Source organism: Haloferula chungangensis (assembly GCF_042664875.1).
Taxonomy (GTDB): domain Bacteria; phylum Verrucomicrobiota; class Verrucomicrobiia; order Verrucomicrobiales; family Akkermansiaceae; genus Haloferula; species Haloferula chungangensis.
Window position 1 is genome coordinate 409847 of sequence record NZ_JBHTBS010000004.1, and the last position, 12781, is coordinate 422627.

At 59.6% G+C, this 12781-nt stretch carries 15 protein-coding genes; 9 read left to right on the forward strand and 6 right to left on the reverse strand.

What is annotated here, in order from left to right:
• The first annotated feature begins 2 nt into the window (after positions 1 to 2).
• The 5 genes from ACFQY0_RS10710 to ACFQY0_RS10730 are packed head-to-tail and all read left to right on the forward strand — an operon-like array spanning position 3 to position 1846.
• Positions 3 to 155: a hypothetical protein gene (locus tag ACFQY0_RS10710; protein ID WP_379712120.1), complete on the forward strand. Its 153-nt coding sequence runs from the start codon at positions 3 to 5 to the stop codon at positions 153 to 155.
• Between the two features lie 12 nt (positions 156 to 167).
• Positions 168 to 509 (forward strand): YciI family protein, encoded by a 342-nt coding sequence (locus ACFQY0_RS10715; protein ID WP_379712122.1) that lies wholly within the window; start codon positions 168 to 170, stop codon positions 507 to 509.
• A gap of 36 nt (positions 510 to 545) precedes the next feature.
• On the forward strand, positions 546 to 974 hold the full coding sequence (locus ACFQY0_RS10720) for a VOC family protein (RefSeq protein ID WP_379712124.1): 429 nt from the start codon (positions 546 to 548) through the stop codon (positions 972 to 974).
• Between the two features lie 12 nt (positions 975 to 986).
• Positions 987 to 1469 carry a VOC family protein gene (locus ACFQY0_RS10725; RefSeq protein ID WP_379712126.1) on the forward strand — a complete coding sequence of 161 codons (483 nt, stop codon included), beginning with the start codon at positions 987 to 989 and terminating at the stop codon, positions 1467 to 1469.
• An 8-nt stretch (positions 1470 to 1477) separates the two neighbouring features.
• Positions 1478 to 1846 (forward strand): DUF1428 domain-containing protein, encoded by a 369-nt coding sequence (locus ACFQY0_RS10730; protein WP_379712128.1) that lies wholly within the window; start codon positions 1478 to 1480, stop codon positions 1844 to 1846.
• A gap of 15 nt (positions 1847 to 1861) precedes the next feature.
• On the opposite strand, the gene ACFQY0_RS10735 is transcribed toward ACFQY0_RS10730, so the two are convergent.
• Positions 1862 to 2548: an RNA polymerase sigma factor gene (locus ACFQY0_RS10735; RefSeq protein ID WP_379712130.1), complete on the reverse strand. Its 687-nt coding sequence runs from the start codon at positions 2546 to 2548 to the stop codon at positions 1862 to 1864.
• Positions 2549 to 2560: 12 nt separating this feature from the next.
• Positions 2561 to 4927: a serine/threonine-protein kinase gene (locus ACFQY0_RS10740; protein ID WP_379712132.1), complete on the reverse strand. Its 2367-nt coding sequence runs from the start codon at positions 4925 to 4927 to the stop codon at positions 2561 to 2563.
• A gap of 197 nt (positions 4928 to 5124) precedes the next feature.
• Between ACFQY0_RS10740 and ACFQY0_RS10745 the strand changes: the two genes are divergently transcribed.
• Together ACFQY0_RS10745 and ACFQY0_RS10750 are read left to right on the forward strand one after the other, a co-directional pair.
• Positions 5125 to 5352, forward strand: coding sequence for an AbrB/MazE/SpoVT family DNA-binding domain-containing protein (locus tag ACFQY0_RS10745; protein WP_379712134.1), 228 nt, complete (start codon positions 5125 to 5127; stop codon positions 5350 to 5352).
• Positions 5349 to 5747 carry a type II toxin-antitoxin system death-on-curing family toxin gene (locus ACFQY0_RS10750; RefSeq protein WP_379712136.1) on the forward strand — a complete coding sequence of 133 codons (399 nt, stop codon included), beginning with the start codon at positions 5349 to 5351 and terminating at the stop codon, positions 5745 to 5747. The genes ACFQY0_RS10745 and ACFQY0_RS10750 overlap by 4 nt, the downstream gene beginning before the upstream one ends.
• Positions 5748 to 5752: 5 nt before the next feature.
• On the opposite strand, the gene ACFQY0_RS10755 is transcribed toward ACFQY0_RS10750, so the two are convergent.
• Together ACFQY0_RS10755 and rlmN are read right to left on the reverse strand one after the other, a co-directional pair.
• Positions 5753 to 6322, reverse strand: a complete 570-nt coding sequence (locus ACFQY0_RS10755; protein ID WP_379712138.1) for a Uma2 family endonuclease — start codon at positions 6320 to 6322, stop codon at positions 5753 to 5755.
• 248 nt (positions 6323 to 6570) lie between these two features.
• Complete coding sequence (gene rlmN, locus ACFQY0_RS10760) at positions 6571 to 7650, reverse strand: dual-specificity RNA methyltransferase RlmN (RefSeq protein ID WP_379712140.1); 1080 nt, start codon at positions 7648 to 7650, stop codon at positions 6571 to 6573.
• Positions 7651 to 7809: 159 nt separating this feature from the next.
• Between rlmN and recQ the strand changes: the two genes are divergently transcribed.
• Positions 7810 to 9990 (forward strand): DNA helicase RecQ, encoded by a 2181-nt coding sequence (gene recQ, locus ACFQY0_RS10765; RefSeq protein ID WP_379712142.1) that lies wholly within the window; start codon positions 7810 to 7812, stop codon positions 9988 to 9990.
• A gap of 20 nt (positions 9991 to 10010) precedes the next feature.
• Here recQ and ACFQY0_RS10770 read toward each other — a convergent pair whose 3' ends face one another.
• Complete coding sequence (locus ACFQY0_RS10770) at positions 10011 to 10160, reverse strand: hypothetical protein (RefSeq protein WP_379712144.1); 150 nt, start codon at positions 10158 to 10160, stop codon at positions 10011 to 10013.
• Positions 10161 to 10334: 174 nt separating this feature from the next.
• Positions 10335 to 12209: a plasmid pRiA4b ORF-3 family protein gene (locus tag ACFQY0_RS10775; protein ID WP_379712146.1), complete on the reverse strand. Its 1875-nt coding sequence runs from the start codon at positions 12207 to 12209 to the stop codon at positions 10335 to 10337.
• Between the two features lie 109 nt (positions 12210 to 12318).
• On the opposite strand from ACFQY0_RS10775, the gene ACFQY0_RS10780 reads away from it, so the two are divergent.
• Positions 12319 to 12780, forward strand: a complete 462-nt coding sequence (locus tag ACFQY0_RS10780; protein ID WP_379712148.1) for a hypothetical protein — start codon at positions 12319 to 12321, stop codon at positions 12778 to 12780.
• Position 12781: the final 1 nt, after the last annotated feature.

A 12781-nucleotide genomic window follows, 5' to 3' on the forward strand; every position in this document is an offset into this window, starting at 1 on the left:
CCATGCTGAAAAAAATCGTCATCCTTGTTCTCGCAACTTTCGCCGCCCTTGTGGCGATCGTGCTGGTCGCCGCAGCCTTCCAGCCGGACAGCTACAGCATGGAGCGCAGCGCCGTGCTCGATGCGATGGGAAGCCAATGCCAGGCCGACTCCTGACCCGATAAGACGATGGCCAAATACCTGATATCCTTTCCCGCTGCCGCCATGGACGTGCCCGACGATGAGTTCGATGCGGTAGTCCGGGATTCACACGCCGTGATCGAGGAAGCCAAGGCTGCCGGAGTTTACGTCTTCGGAGGCGGCATCAACGAGGACGTGCCGCCAGTCCTGGTTTCCGCGGACGGCGGGGTCGCGGAGGGAGGCTACCCCTGGGCTCCGCCGCTCAACGGAGGCTTCACCGTGCTGGAACTGCCCACTCGCGAAGAGGCGCTCGCATGGGCGTCGCGAATCGCCACAGCCTGTCGTTGCGACCAGGAGCTTCGCGAGTTCGGCTTCGATCCGCATTCCTAACAGTCATCTATGATCCAAACTTAATTTCGAAAAACTATGAAAACCGTGATTGAACCCTACTTGTTTTTCCGTGGCCGATGCGAAGAGGCTGTGGAGTTCTATGAAAAATCCCTCGGCGCGAAGCGCGTGATGTTGATGCGTTTCGAGGAGGCACCCGAGCAACCGCCCGAAGGCATGCTGGCGGAGGGCTGGGGCAAGAAAGTCATGCACGCCAGCATCTGGATCGGCGAGACCATGGTGATGATGTCCGACGGTTGCGGTGAAGATGATGGAGCCTTCGATGGCTTCCGACTCTCCATCGGGACCGAGAGCGAGGCCGAAGCGAAGAAGTTCTTCGACGCCCTCTCCGAAGGTGGCAGAGTGGAAATGCCATTGGGAAAAACCTTCTGGTCGCCCTGCTACGGCATGTGCACAGACAAGTTCGGAGTTGGCTGGATGGTCAATGTCCCCACCGAGAACGGTTGAACTGCAGTCATCATGAAACTCAAAAGTCAGAACATCGTTCCCCACCTGTGGTTTGGGAAAAATGCCATCGAGGCCGCGCGATTTTACTGCACGGTCTTTCCGGACTCGGAAGTCACCGGCACCACCACCCTGAAGGACACACCGGGTGGTGATTGTGATGTCGTGCTCTTCCAACTTTCCGGCCAGCCCTTCATGGCCCTCGGGACGAATGACCCGCCCGCTTTCAACGAGTCCGTGAGCCTGATGATCCACTGCGAGAACCAGGAAGAGGTTGATCATTATTACGACAAACTCTCCGCAGATCCGGAGTTCGAGCAGTGCGGATGGATCAAGGACAAGTATGGAGTCACCTGGCAGATCGCGACTGCTGAAATCCGCATGATGTTCGAAACGGGCAGCCCGGAACAGATCCGGAGCTTCGCGGAAGCGATCTGGAAAATGCACCGCATCGATCTGAAGACACTGAACGATGCTTTCACTGAAACTTCGAAATAAATACAAACATGAGCAAATACACTGATGGATTCGTCATCCCGATCGCTAAGGACAAGATCGAGGAATACAAGAAAAGTGCCGAGCTGGCCTGCGAGGTTTGGCTTGAATACGGTGCGCTGGATTATCGCGAGTGGATCGCCGAAGACCTGCGTGCGGAAAACATGGTTTCGTTTCCGCAGCTCGCCGGAGCGAAGGAGGGCGAGACCGTCGTCTTTGCCTGGATCACCTACAACTCCCGCAAAGATCGCGATGAGGTGAATGCCAAGGTGATGGCGGATCCGCGGATCAAGGAAATGTGTCCCGGCGGAAAGGACGAGCCGCCCTTCGACTGCAGCCGCATGGCCTATGGGGGCTTCGAGGCGCTGGTAGGTTCGTGAGCGACGTGGCCGACTTCATCGATGCTCGGCGAGGACATCGACGAGATATCGGAACTCGGCCCGGACTTCGGTGGGGTCGGCGACAGTGGATTCGACTTCGGAACGGACCTGAGCCCGGAAGCGTTCGCGGAGGCGGTGGATGGCGACGTTGAGGGCGTTGGCTTCGAGGCCGAGTTCGCGGCAGGCCGCTTCGCGTGAGGCGGTCGGGCCGCCGTCGAGCCAGGGCTTGAGGGTTTGGAAGAGCTCGCCTTTGCCGCTGGCGGTCATTTCGGCTTCGAGGGCCTGGTGGGCGCGGCGGATGAGGGCGAAGGCCCAGTCGCGGTCGAAGCGGGTGGCGTCGTCAGCGGCGTCGGGGATATGCTCGTCGAGCGGCACCTGCTCAAGTTCGCCGCCGCGTTTTTGGGTGAGCTGGGATTGGTGATGCTTGGCGAGGAAGTGTTTCACCGCACCGAGCAGGTAACTGCGGAAGCGTCCGCGTGAGGGGTCGGGCGAGCCGATATTCTCGCGCGACAGAAGCTCTTCGAAAAAGCCGTGAGTGAGCTCGCGGGCGCGGTCGGCATCACGGCTTCGGACTTCGATGAAATGAAGTACGGGTTCGTAGTAGATTTCGCAAAGCTCGGAGAGCGCGGTGCGGGCCGACTCATCCCTTCCCGTGGCTCGGGTGACCAGGGTCCAGCGGGTGGCGTGGAAGGCGTGAGGCATTGGGAAGGGTGCTCAGTGCGAGGAATCTAGTGCGACAATGAGCCAATCTTCATTCTCAAGTTGCAAGTGGATCGTGACTGTTTCCAATCCTTTTGGGGTTTTGGCTCTCGCGGCAACGGTTGCGTTGAACGGGTCGACTTGCTTCACCTTGAGAATTTCAATGGAAGCGTTGATCTTAAGAGCATTCGGGTCGATGAGATTCGGGACGAAGTTAGAGCGGGAAGTGCTGAAGCAGTTGGAGAAGGCCTCGATATCCTCCCGACGGGCGGCGCGGATCAAGGACTCGATCGTAGCCCGCGGAGTGGAGCGGTCGATGATCGGGGCAAGTTCGGGAAGCGGATCGCGATAGGGTTTGGCAGGGGGAAGGACGGCTGGGGCTGGCCAGTTGGAAAGATTGCTGAGGACGACGGTGGCGACGAGACCGGTGGCGAGGCATACCACGAAGGCCCGGTTGCTGGCGAAGACGACGAGGAAGGCACTGGCACCAAGGGTGATGGTGAAAAGCATACCAAAAATGCCGCGAGTCATTCTGGAGTCGTGCTCGATTTCACGACGATGGATGCCGGGATGTCCGGTTCCGATCATGAAGCGGTCCGGGAGTAATGCGCGGAGGCGCTGATGGTAGGCATCGAAGTGTTCCTTGGCACGATCGTCCTTCCAAAGGACATCACAGATGAAATCGACTCCCATGGTGCCGGGGTGGAGCTGATTGGAGGGGAGTTGCATCGAATCAGGCTTCTCCTGTTGGAAAGCTGGCGGGAATTCGATGCGGTAGAAATCCATATGGTCTCCTGCTGCTTCCAGTGCGGCTTGTTTGACGAAGCTTGCGTCTTCGTCGTTAAGAACCGTGTAGGTGCCTGCGTTTCGGATAGTGAAAGATGTCGCGGCGTATTTGTTGAAGAGATGGAGCTGCTCTTTCAAATGTTTGGCGGCGACCAAACTCCCGATCAAAAGCAAGGGCGCGAGGAATGCTGCGGCCTGTTGAAAACGAAGGAAGCCTGGAGTGGGTTCTGTCGTGGGAGGCAAGGCGACGAGCTTCCACAAGAAGCGTCCTGCAAGAACGGCAAGGATGAAGGGGGCGATGACCCACAGCAGCGGCATGATCTGCTCCGAGTAGATGATATTCTCGAACCCCGAGTCGTCGAAGTGAAGGTCGGTGGGATCCACGCAAAGGGGTGCAATCACAACGAGCCACACCACAGCGATCAGTGCCGGTAGGAAAGAGACGATCAACAGGAGCTTTCGCCGGTCCGAAGGGAACTTCCCCTGCTTCATCCGAATCAGCATCCACCAGCAGCCGATCTGGCCGAAGATGAAGGCGATGACTCCAAGGCCGAGGATGACGGGGCTTGTTAGTTGGCCGATGGTGCCGGTGATAAGGCCGCCGAAGAGCAAGCCGAGGGACCAGCGGAAAACGCTGTTGGAGGTGGTGCTGGCGTGAGAAGGTCGGTCGGTGGGGCGACACAGGCGGGACGCCTGTGCTCCTTGGCCGAGATCCGTTTCGATTTCGTCGGCGCGCTGGTAACGGCGTTCGCGATGCTTTTCCAGGGCGCGCATGACGATGGCATCGATGCCGGGGTCGCTGTCGCCGGATTCACTGGGGGCGGGGAAGCGGCCGAGAGGGAGGCCGCCGGTGAGCATTTCGTAGAAGACGACACCGAGGCTGTAGATGTCGGCACGGTGGTCGACGTTGCGGGGGTCTTCGATTTGCTCGGGAGCCATGTAGGCGGCGGAGCCGAGCGCGGATCCGGTGGCGGTGAGCTGGAGGGCGGGTTCGTCGCCGATGAGCCGGGCGATGCCGAAGTCGGCGATTTTCACCCGTCCGGCGGTATCGAGCAGGATGTTCTCGGGTTTGATGTCGCGGTGAAGGATGCCGTGGTCGTGGGCGAACTGGATCGCCGAGCAGAGTTTCGGCACGAGTGTCAGGGCCTGGGCAGCGGTGAAGCGTGAGGCGCGCATCGCCTGGCGCAGGTTCACGCCATCGACGAATTCCATCAGCAGGTAGAAGAAGCCGCCGCTTTCGCCGAAGTCGTGGATGCCGACGATGTTCGGGTGGCTGAGCTTGGCGAGGGTCTTGGCTTCGCGCGAGAAGCGTTCTTCAAAAGCGGGGTCGCTGCTCAGATCGGGTGCGAGGATTTTCAGCGCGACGAGTCGATCGAGGTGCGGTTGGCGGGCCTTGTAGACGATGCCCATGGCGCCTCGGCCGATGTACTCGAGGATCTCGAGCTGGGGAAAGGCGGCGCTCAGTTCCTCGAGCGAAGGGCCGTCGATCACGGGTGCGGACTCAAGCGCGGCGGCGAGCACACAGGTGGGGCAAAGTCCCGCCGGGGCATCGGCAGGCAAGGGCTGGTGGCAGGAAGGGCAGTTGGATTCACTCACACGATTTCCTGACGGGAAAGACGGCCGACATTACAGGGAATGTGAGACTCATTGGGAAGGTTGTTGTTTTTGGCGGCCAGCCGCAGCTGAGCGGAGGTAGTGCTTTCAAGTCAGATTCGGAGGGTAACTGATTGGTGATAAACGAGCTTCAAGTTCCTAGCTTGACGAATCGACGTCTGGAATACATTGTTTTACTCATGATCAAGACCATCACCAAAATCGGCAACTCGCAGGGAATCATCTTCGATTCGGCCTTGCTTCAATTGGCGCGGCTGAAGGTTGGAGATGAGGTGAATCTGGAAATTCACGCGGGGGGGACGATCACGATTGTTCCGACGAAGCCTGCACCGGATCCTGAAAAGGTAAGCAATCTCATTGAGGAGACGATGAGCGACTATGCTGAAACCATGAAGCGATTGGCATGAGTGGTGACGCGAGTGAATGCGTCCATTTAACCGTGGATATCGCCTTGGAAATTCATCGGGCCGCGATTACTCGTTTCGGGGGATCGGACGGATTGCGGGATAGGACCTTGTTGGAGTCGGCAGTCGCTGCACCGCAAGCCGTGTTCGGCGGTGTTTCTCCGTTTGTAGACACGGTCGATGTCGCTGCGGCCTATCTCTACTATCTGTGTAGTAACCATCCATTTATCGATGGAAACAAGCGGGTCGCGCTAGGTGCGTGCCTGGTGTTCTTGAAATTGAACGGTTGTAAGCCAAAGCCCGATGGCGACGACTGGGAATCCCTTACCCTCGCCGTGGCGGCGGGGCAGTTGTCGCGGGAAGAGGTGACTTCGGTGCTGCGCGGGTTGGTCGGATAAACGCCCTACTGCTCGAATTCGACCCGTTCGTAGACTTCGGCGAGGCTCAGTTCCGCATCGATTTCCGGAAGCTGGATGGTGTCGCTGAGTTCGTCGTAGGTCATGGATGAAAGTCCGCCGGGGGCATTGCGATGGACGGTAACCTCCGGCTTGTCGGGATCGATGATGAGGTAGGCGGCGAGTGTCTCGATCGAGAGATAGGCATCGCGCTTTTCGGTCATGTCGGTGCGCTTTGAAGAGGGAGAGAGCACTTCGACGAGCACGACGGGTTTGTCCTGGAAGTGGTCGCTGGGTGGATTGGATTCGCAGACGACTCCGGCATCCGGATAGTAGAAGCGGGTGTGGTCCGCATACTGGATACGGATCTTGACGTCGGAATTGATCGGAAAGCAGGGCTTGCCACGGAGTTGCGAGTAGAGGGAACCGTGGACGTTTCCGGAGATCCGGGCATGTTGATTGGTGCCACCGGACATGGCGTGGACGACGCCACCGAGGTATTCGTGTTTGATGGACGAATCTTGCTCAAATCGGAGGTATTCCTCGGGACTGAGGAGGGCTGGAACGGCTTGTGCCATGAATGGAAGATGCCGAAAAATTCGCGAAACGCAAAGCGGCAATTGATCCTGGATAGGAGGAGCGCTGGAATCTTGAGGAGGTCCCGGCGGAACGGGCATCGAAGCAAATCACGCACCGATGAACCCGGTTGGATAAAAGGACAACCCCGGTCTCCATCTGTGTTCTGGATCTGCGTGAATCTTGTTCATCCGCGGTTCAAAGATCCCTAAGGCTCTCAAACTGATGGTATGGACGCGGAAATACAGCCCTACTTCACCGGAGCCTCGATGATGCCTTCCTCGGTCTCTTGTTTGAGGCGGAGTTGGCCGCAGGCGGCATCGATGTCGTGGCCCTTTTCGAGCCGCAGGGTGGCGGAGACGCCGGCGTTTTTGAGGATGTCGCGGAAGGCTTTGCAACGGGTCTCGGAGGGACGGACCCACTCGAGGCCCTCGACGGTGTTGTAGGGGATCAGGTTGACCTTGGCGGTCAGGCGCTTGGCGTGGGCGGCGAGGATGCGTGCCTGTTCGAGGTCGTCGTTGATGTCCTGGATGAGGATGTATTCGAGGGTGAGGTGCTGCTTTTTATGGGCGTTCCAGTAGTCGAGCGCTTCGAAGAGATCGGCGGTTTTCCACTTTTTGTTCACCGGCATGATCTTGTCGCGCACTTCATCCGTGGCGCCGTGGAGCGAGATCGCGAGACGGATCTGCTGCGGGTGGTCGGCGAGTTTCTTGATCTGCGGGACGAGGCCGGAGGTGGAAATGGTCAGGTGGCGGGCACCGAGGTGCAGACCCCACTCGGAGGTGATGATCTCGATGGCGGCCATCAGCCTGTCGAAGTTGGCGAAGGGTTCGCCCATGCCCATGAAGACGAGGTTGTCGACGCGTTCGCCGGAAAGACGCTCGGCCATGAGGACCTGGCCGGCGATTTCGGCGGGCTCGAGGTTGCGCGAAAAGCCAGCGAGTCCGGAGGCGCAGAATTTGCAGCCGTAGGCGCAGCCGACCTGCGAGGAAACGCAGAGCGTGCGACGGTCGGATCTTTCGCCGTAGAGTGCGGGGTTGGCGGGGATCAAAACACTTTCGACGTAGCGTCCGTCGCCGAGTTTGAAGAGAAACTTGCGGGTGGTATCGGCGCTTCCCTGGACTTGTGAGGACTCCAGCGCGTGAAGCCGATGGGTCGTGGCGAGCTTTTCGCGCAGCGCCGCAGGGAGGTTGCTCATGTCCTCGAAGGACGCTGCCTTCTTTTTCCAGATCCAATCGAGGAGCTGGGTGGCGCGAAATTTCGGCTCGCCCCACTCGGCCATCAGGGCGGCGAGGGCGTTCTTCGAATAGCCTGTGAGAGCGGGGAGCACGCGGAGAGAGGAAACGATGGGACTGAAACTTCAACTCTCAAAGTCAGTGAACCGACGATCCTCTGTCGGGAGTCGTCGCAAGGTGGCGCTGGTGTCCGGATTTCGGAGGATTTGAAAATGAGCTTGAAGTGTTCAGGTGAACGCTTTTTAATCGCTACGATGAAGGCGGATCTGTCGGGATTATTGAAGGCGCATTTCGGGTATGAGGGCTTTCGGCCCTTGCAGCGGGAGATCATGGAGGCGGCGCTGGACGGGCGCGATGTGCTGGCGATCTTGCCGACGGGGGCGGGGAAAAGCCTGTGTTATCAGCTGCCGGCGCTGGCGCGCGAGGGGGTGACGCTGGTGGTTTCGCCCTTGATCGCGCTGATGAAGGATCAGGTCGATCAACTGACGGCGAGCGGGGTGGCGGCGACTTTCCTGAATTCGACGCTCGCGCCGGATGAGATGCGGGAGCGCGTGCTGGAGATCCGCTCCGGGGAATGCAAGTTGGTCTATCTGGCACCCGAGCGGCTGATGAGCGGGGATTTCCTGTCGGAACTGCGGAATTGGAAGGTGACGGCGCTGGCGGTCGATGAGGCGCACTGCATTAGCGAATGGGGTCATGATTTCCGCCCGGAGTATCGGCGCTTGCGCGAGCTGCGGGCGGCGCTGCCGGGAGTGCCGGCGATCGCGCTGACGGCGACGGCGACGCCCCGGGTGCAGGAGGACATCCTGAAGCAGTTGGAGCTGCGGGATCCGGCGGTGTTTCTGGCGAGCTTCAATCGGCCGAACCTGAATTATCTGGTCGAGCCGAAGCGCGATGCGACGAATCGGATGATCGCACACATTCTCGGTCGCGGGAAGGATTCGGGGATCGTTTATGCGCAGTCGCGGAAACGGACCGAGGAGTTGGCGGCGTGCTTGCGGCGGGCGGGGATTCCGGCGCTGTGCTACCACGCCGGACTGGAGCCGAATGAGCGGGCGCGGAATCAGGAGGCCTTTCTGCGCGATGAGGTGCGGGTGGTGTGCGCGACGGTGGCCTTCGGCATGGGGATCAACAAACCGGACGTGCGCTTCGTCATCCATGCGGATCTGCCGAAAAACATCGAGAGCTACTACCAGGAGACGGGCCGGGCGGGTCGCGATGGCCTGCCGGCGGACTGCCTGCTGTATTTCTCGCGCGGCGACGTGGCGAAGTACTTGCGCTTTCTCGACGAGATTCCGGATCAGGAGGCGCGGGATGCGGCGCGCGCCCAGCTGGAAAGCATGGCGGACTTCGCCGAGTGTGACTCGTGTCGACGGGTGGAGTTGTTAGGGTATTTCGGGGAAAGGCGTGAGGAGGAAAGCTGCGGCGGATGCGACAACTGCCTGACGCCGCGCGAAACCTGGGATGCAACTTTGGAAACCCAGAAGCTCCTGAGCTGCGCGCTGCGGGTGAAACAGGCGGGTGGCCATTCGGTGGGGCTGCGGCACCTCGCCGACATCCTGGCGGGCTCGCAAGCGGAGAAGATTCTAGCGCGCGGGCATGACCAGCTGAGCACCTACGGCATCGGCAAGGAGCACTCGGCGGCGAAGTGGGCGGAGATCGGTCGGCAGCTGGTGAGAAAAGGGTGGTTCGCGCAGGACAAGGGGAGGTTTCCGACGGTGACGGTGACGCGTGAGGGCGGCGAGTTGCTGCGCGAGCGGCGGCCGGTTTCGCTCAGCCGGCTGATGGCGGTGGACAAGGCGGTGGGGCGGCGTGCCGGTGAGATCGAGTGCGACATGGGTTTGTTCGAAGAGCTGCGGGACTATCGAAAGCGCCTGGCGGACGAAGCGGGGGTGCCGCCTTATGTGGTATTCTCAGATGTGACGCTGCGGCACATGGCGCGCGATTATCCGGCGGACGACGCGGTTTTTCTCAAGATCCCGGGGGTCGGTGAAAAGAAGCTGGGGGACTACGGCGAGGGCTTCATGGATGAGATCAGGAAATGGGTCGAAAGTCATCCGCGTGTCGAATTCTCACCGCTTGCGCCGGAGCTGCCGGCGGTGCCGCCGGTGCCGGTGACGAAGAATGATACGACGGTGCTCAGTCTCGATCTCTGGCGGAGCGGAAAGAGCATCGATGAGATCGCGAAGGAACGAGGGCTGGCGGCGAGCACGGTTGAAAACCATCTCGCCCGGGCGGTCGAAGCGGGCGAGGAGATTGATCCGCGTCGGTTCTATTCGGTCGCGGAGGAGGATGAAATGCGGGCTGCGATGGAGGACTACGAAGATCCCGCGCTCAAGCCGGTCTTCGAACAATTGGGTGGCCGAATCAGCTATGGAAAGCTGCGCTTCTTTCGGGCGCTGGAAGCCCGTAAGGCGGTAGTGGCAGGGTCGTGAGAATGGGGTGAAGAAGACCTTCAGCTTCGAGGCTTATCCCAATGCTCAGAAAAGATCACCAGCCGGCGGCCGACGCGGGTGGCGGCCATGTAGAGCAGGCGGGTGTGGTCGGCGGCGCGCTCGGCGCGGGCTTCGGGGTCGAGACGTGGGTCGCCTTCGGCTTCTAACAAGCGATCGACGCCGAGGAGGAAGACGACGGCGGCTTCCAGCCCCGTGGCAGAGTTCAGGCGGGCGACCGAGCAGAAGGGATCGGCCGGTGGCGGCGTCCGCTCGTCGAGGTTGGCGACTTCGTCGGGGCCGAGTTTCTGTTTGAGGAAGTTGCGGGCTGGAAAGCTTACCCGCGTTCAGAGGAAACGAACACTTTTGGGATCGAATTTACCATCGCGGAGGTGCTGGATCTCCTCGGGTCCCCAATCCATTTCTTCGGCGTAGCCTGAATCTGGGTTGAGGAGATTTAGGAAGCCCCATAGGCCGCCGCAGTCTTCCGGTGGGGCGATGCCGCGTCCGGCGAGGCAGGCGGGGCCGTCTTCTTCGGGCTGGGATTTTACCTTTTCTTCGAGCTTGATGAGGTGGGTCCAGTTGTCGCCGAAATCATAGACGTAGTGGAGTTTCGTGCCCTTGCGTTTGAAGACATCCTTGAGTCGGGTTTCATCTTCGGACTGATCGGCGTAGTTGGGATCTGGTCCGATACTGAGGCTGATACGGCGTCCCTGGCGCTTCTCGAAAACGTGGCAATGGCTGCCATCCCAATCGAATAGTGACTGAATGGCGGAGTCCAGGTCGGCGAAGGTGGCGTCGGTGCTGATGCTGAGACGTCTCCAGATGGGAGGGCGGAGTCCTTCGAGGTCGATGCGAAATACAAAGCATTCGTCGCTGGTCCCGCTTTGGTTCCTTGTTGCGGGTTTCCTTTCAGCAGGAGCGGGAGTACCAAGGTGAGGAAACGGCGGGTCAGCCTGGTCATTGAACAGCGATTGCAAGAAGGGCTCGGTCCCTTCGATTTCCGAAACCTGAGCAATCAAGCCCTTCATGATTTCGGGGGTGACTTGATCGAGGGGGGGAGCGCTGGCCATGATGGAATTGATCTGCTCGATGGCTTCTTCTGTGAGATTGGCGAGCGGATGGTCTTCGCCAGGAATGTCGGCATTCTGGATAATCTGTCTGGTGATTTGATCAAGAAGCGGGAGCTTGTCCTGTTGGACGATCGTGATTCCCGGGATGTCCTTGAAAACTCTTTTGGCAAGGGGCGAGCGGACTTTCAGTTTTTCCGGCAGATGCCCGACTTCGATGGCGGCATTCAGCAGGCACTTGCGCAGGCTGAGTTCCGGGGCTTCGGTGCAGGGGAGGAGCTGGCTACCTAGGGCGAAGCCGTCATCTTCCGTCGTGGTGAGGGTGAGCAGGAGCCAGGTTGGGCGACCTTCGACGATGACGGCTTTCTCAAAATAGGCGCTGCCGATCTGCCAGGTTTTTCCTTTCTTAATGGGATGTGAGCTGAGGCGGCTGGGGAAAAGTTCGTCAGGCAGATAGGTGTCAGGCTTCTTGGCTTCGGGAAAGCGGATGGTCGTCAATTTCCAGTCGGTGGCGAGGCGGCGGTCCTTTTTCTCTGGAAGCTGGAAGGAGGGAATCCACGGCATGTCATTGTCGGGAGTGGCCCCGTAGCATTTTGCGGGAAGCTTATCCCACTGTTTCAGGAAGTGGGGGACGAGACGGAGGGCGTCGAGGAGCTTGAGCGATTCCTCTTCCGTGGGGTGCCAGTTGACCTGTCCTGGACGAGTGGAGCGGAAGAGGAAGGAGTCGAGGTAGTCGACCACGAGTTCTCCGGTGGTGTGCTGTTCGTTGCGCAGCATGTCGGTTTCGTCCAGGTCCTCTTCGTTCCAAGAGACGAACTCGCAGGAGAGCATGCGCTGGTTGTACTGGCCTAGGTTGATGTCTGGAATGCCGGTGCGGATGAAGTCATTCCAGAAAAGGATCCCTTCGTCGGGGAGGTAAACTTGAACGGCACAGAACTGTCCGCCTGCACCCATGATGGCGACGATGTGGGTTTCCCCGCTGTCGGGATCGACGATTCCGAACCAGTTGGTGTCGTGAAGCTTGTTCCATGGGCGGACCTTGAGGCTCTCTCCAGCGGCGTTGAAGAGTTCCTCGAGAATACCGCTGGAAATTTCAGGGATGATCGGTTCCTCGAAGTCGGGAGCGTGGGGGAAAGGTAGGTCGAAGATCATGCTGGGCGGATGATGAAGGTGGGGCTGGTGTTTGGAAGGGTGAATCTCAGGGGTCGGGTCAGGAAATGAGGGAGGCTTCTCAAGTGTGGATGGAATCTCGTCTCGGAACTTGAAAGAAACGGTGGCCGGGGATGTGATTCCGGTGACGTTGGCTGGATCGATGCAGAAGGTAACTTTGGAGAACTATCGGCAGGATCGCTACTATCCGAAGGTGGTGGCGGCGGTGAAACGCTTGTTGGCGAAACAGCGGCATGTCTCGCCGGTGGAAGTCTTGATGGAGATGGGTGTTTTGATGGCGGACGATAGGAAGCGGTGGCAGCGGGGGCAGGTTCCGTATCTCGAAAAAGTGATCCGCTGTAATCTTTCGAAGGCGGGCCGCATCCTTCGGATCCTGCGCTTTCATGCGCACGACCTGAATCTGGGGCCGTCGATGACTGCCTATCGTCACGGCAAGCAGGTGCTACGCTTCTCAAAAACGGGCGTGAAGGCGATCGAGGAGGCGTACGCGCGGCACTTCGTCGTGATCGGAAAGCAGAATCCCTTTGAGGCAAAACCGCGGTCATCCGATTGAT

What these genes read in the sequence shown, in the direction of transcription:
- ACFQY0_RS10710 (WP_379712120.1), top strand. Translation starts at nt 3, where the DNA reads ATGCTGAAAAAAATCGTCATCCTTGTTCTCGCAACTTTCGCCGCCCTT.
- ACFQY0_RS10715 (WP_379712122.1), top strand. Translation starts at nt 168, where the DNA reads ATGGCCAAATACCTGATATCCTTTCCCGCTGCCGCCATGGACGTGCCC.
- ACFQY0_RS10720 (WP_379712124.1), top strand. Translation starts at nt 546, where the DNA reads ATGAAAACCGTGATTGAACCCTACTTGTTTTTCCGTGGCCGATGCGAA.
- ACFQY0_RS10725 (WP_379712126.1), top strand. Translation starts at nt 987, where the DNA reads ATGAAACTCAAAAGTCAGAACATCGTTCCCCACCTGTGGTTTGGGAAA.
- ACFQY0_RS10730 (WP_379712128.1), top strand. Translation starts at nt 1,478, where the DNA reads ATGAGCAAATACACTGATGGATTCGTCATCCCGATCGCTAAGGACAAG.
- ACFQY0_RS10735 (WP_379712130.1), bottom strand. Translation starts at nt 2,548, where the DNA reads ATGCCTCACGCCTTCCACGCCACCCGCTGGACCCTGGTCACCCGAGCC.
- ACFQY0_RS10745 (WP_379712134.1), top strand. Translation starts at nt 5,125, where the DNA reads ATGATCAAGACCATCACCAAAATCGGCAACTCGCAGGGAATCATCTTC.
- ACFQY0_RS10750 (WP_379712136.1), top strand. Translation starts at nt 5,349, where the DNA reads ATGAGTGGTGACGCGAGTGAATGCGTCCATTTAACCGTGGATATCGCC.
- ACFQY0_RS10755 (WP_379712138.1), bottom strand. Translation starts at nt 6,322, where the DNA reads ATGGCACAAGCCGTTCCAGCCCTCCTCAGTCCCGAGGAATACCTCCGA.
- recQ (WP_379712142.1), top strand. Translation starts at nt 7,810, where the DNA reads ATGAAGGCGGATCTGTCGGGATTATTGAAGGCGCATTTCGGGTATGAG.
- ACFQY0_RS10775 (WP_379712146.1), bottom strand. Translation starts at nt 12,209, where the DNA reads ATGATCTTCGACCTACCTTTCCCCCACGCTCCCGACTTCGAGGAACCG.